Annotated in this window: 1 rRNA gene; it reads left to right on the top strand. The window is 53.9% G+C overall.

Going from position 1 to position 3,048, the window contains the following annotated elements:
* Positions 1–92: 92 nt before the first annotated feature.
* Positions 93–3,006, top strand: a 23S ribosomal RNA gene (locus tag EXG77_RS16255).
* The last annotated feature ends 42 nt before the right edge of the window (positions 3,007–3,048 follow it).

The raw sequence follows: 3,048 nt of genomic DNA, 5'->3' as shown, positions 1-3,048 counted from the left end.
CACTCGCACCTTGAAAACTGAAGACATCAACAAGACATCAAACTTTTAATTAACCATGTCATTAGACGTGTGTTCTTAGAATACCAACGCTAGATCAAGGTATGAAGGGCGTACGGTGGATGCCTTGGCACTAGGAGCCGATGAAGGACGCGACGAACAGCGATATGCTTCGGGGAGCAGTAAGTATGCTTTGATCCGAAGATTTCCGAATGGGGGAACCCACCATCCGTAATGGGATGGGACATGTTACATGAATACATAGTGTAGCGTGAGGCAGACCCGGGGAACTGAAACATCTAAGTACCCGGAGGAAGAGAAAGCAAATGCGATTCCCTGAGTAGCGGCGAGCGAAACGGGAACAGCCCAAACCGGAGAGCATGCTCTTCGGGGTTGTAGGACACTCTATACGGAGTCAAAAAGGAAGACAGTAGGTGAAGGACCTGGAAAGGTCGGCCGAAGAAGGTGACAGCCCTGTAGCTGAAACTGTTTTCCCTCCAGAGTGGATCCTGAGTACGGCGGGACACGTGAAACCCCGTCGGAATCCGGGAGGACCATCTCCCAAGGCTAAATACTCCCTAGTGACCGATAGTGAACCAGTACCGTGAGGGAAAGGTGAAAAGCACCCCGGAAGGGGAGTGAAATAGATCCTGAAACCGTATGCCTACAAGTAGTCAGAGCCCGTTAACGGGTGATGGCGTGCCTTTTGTAGAATGAACCGGCGAGTTACGATAACGCGCGAGGTTAAGCCGATGAGGCGGAGCCGTAGCGAAAGCGAGTCTGAACAGGGCGTTCAGTGCGTTGTCGTAGACCCGAAACCAGGTGATCTACCCATGTCCAGGATGAAGGTCAGGTAACACTGACTGGAGGTCCGAACCCACGCACGTTGAAAAGTGCGGGGATGAGGTGTGGGTAGCGGTGAAATGCCAATCGAACCTGGAGATAGCTGGTTCTCCCCGAAATAGCTTTAGGGCTAGCCTCGAGGTTGAGAGTTCTGGAGGTAGAGCACTGATTGGACTAGGGGCCCCCACAGGGTTACCGAATTCAGTTAAACTCCGAATGCCAGCAACTTATACTCGGGAGTCAGACTGCGAGTGATAAGATCCGTAGTCAAGAGGGAAACAGCCCAGACCGCCAGCTAAGGTCCCAAAGTGTATGTTAAGTGGAAAAGGATGTGGCGCTGCCTAGACAGCTAGGATGTTGGCTTAGAAGCAGCCACCATTCAAAGAGTGCGTAATAGCTCACTAGTCGAGTGGCGCCGCGCCGAAAATGTAACGGGGCTAAACATACCACCGAAGCTGCGGATTCCGTAAGGAATGGTAGGGGAGCGTTCCAAACCGCTGTGAAGCTGTACCGGAAGGAGCAGTGGAGCGTTTGGAAGTGAGAATGCCGGTGTGAGTAGCGAAAAGAGGGGTGAGAATCCCCTCCGTCGAAAGCCCAAGGTTTCCTGAGGAAGGCTCGTCCGCTCAGGGTTAGTCTGGACCTAAGCCGAGGCCGAAAGGCGTAGGCGATGGATAACAGGTTGATATTCCTGTACCGCCGATCCACCGTTTGAACAATGGGGGGACGCAGGAGGATAGTGACGCATGCGGATGGAAGTGCATGTGCAAGTTTCAAGACCGTCTGATTGGCAAATCCGTCAGGCACCAAAGTCAAGGAACGACGCGGAGTCCCGTAGGGACGTAGGTCACGATTTCACACTGCCAAGAAAAGCCTCTAGTGAGGGGGAAGGCGCCAGTACCGTAAACCGACACAGGTAGGCGAGATGAGAATTCTAAGACGCGCGGGATAACTCTCGTTAAGGAACTCGGCAAAATGGTCCCGTAACTTCGGGAGAAGGGACGCTCTACATGAGTAGAGCCGCAGTGAATAGGCCCAAACGACTGTTTAGCAAAAACACAGGTCTCTGCTAAATCGCAAGATGACGTATAGGGGCTGACGCCTGCCCGGTGCTGGAAGGTTAAGGGGATGGGTTAGCGCAAGCGAAGCTTTGAACCGAAGCCCCAGTAAACGGCGGCCGTAACTATAACGGTCCTAAGGTAGCGAAATTCCTTGTCGGGTAAGTTCCGACCCGCACGAAAGGCGTAACGATTTGGGCACTGTCTCAACGAGAGACCCGGTGAAATCATAGTACCTGTGAAGATGCAGGTTACCCGCGACAGGACGGAAAGACCCCATGGAGCTTTACTACAGCCTGATATTGAGGCTTTGTGCATGATGTACAGGATAGGCGGGAGACGTCGAGCCCGGAGCGCCAGCTTCGGAGGAGTCACCCTTGGGATACCGCCCTTCATGCATAGAGTCTCTAACTCGCAGCCGTGATCCGGCTGGAGGACCGTGTCAGGCGGGTAGTTTGACTGGGGCGGTCGCCTCCTAAACAGTAACGGAGGCGCCCAAAGGTTCCCTCAGAATGGTTGGAAATCATTCGTAGAGCGCAAAGGCAGAAGGGAGCTTGACTGCGAGACCTACAAGTCGAGCAGGGACGAAAGTCGGGCTTAGTGATCCGGTGGTTCCGCATGGAAGGGCCATCGCTCAACGGATAAAAGCTACCCTGGGGATAACAGGCTGATCTCCCCCAAGAGTCCACATCGACGGGGAGGTTTGGCACCTCGATGTCGGCTCATCGCATCCTGGGGCTGGAGTAGGTCCCAAGGGTTGGGCTGTTCGCCCATTAAAGCGGTACGCGAGCTGGGTTCAGAACGTCGTGAGACAGTTCGGTCCCTATCCGTCGTGGGCGCAGGAAATTTGAGGAGAGCTGTCCTTAGTACGAGAGGACCGGGATGGACGCACCGCTGGTGTACCAGTTGTTCCGCCAGGAGCATCGCTGGGTAGCTACGTGCGGACGGGATAAATGCTGAAAGCATCTAAGCATGAAGCCCCCTCCAAGATGAGATTTCCCTTTGAGTAATCAAGAAAGACCCCTCAGAGACGATGAGGTAGATAGGTCACGGGTGGAAGCATGGCGACATGTGGAGCTGAGTGATACTAATCGGTCGAGGCCTTGTTCTAGCAGATGCTTGTTGATGACTTCAGTTTTGAGGGCGCGAGCCC

The organism is Exiguobacterium sp. OS-77, assembly GCF_000414195.2.
GTDB lineage: Bacteria > Bacillota > Bacilli > Exiguobacteriales > Exiguobacteriaceae > Exiguobacterium_A > Exiguobacterium_A indicum.
Note: the sequence above shows the minus strand (reverse complement) of the source record. Positions and strands in the feature narration are given on the sequence as shown.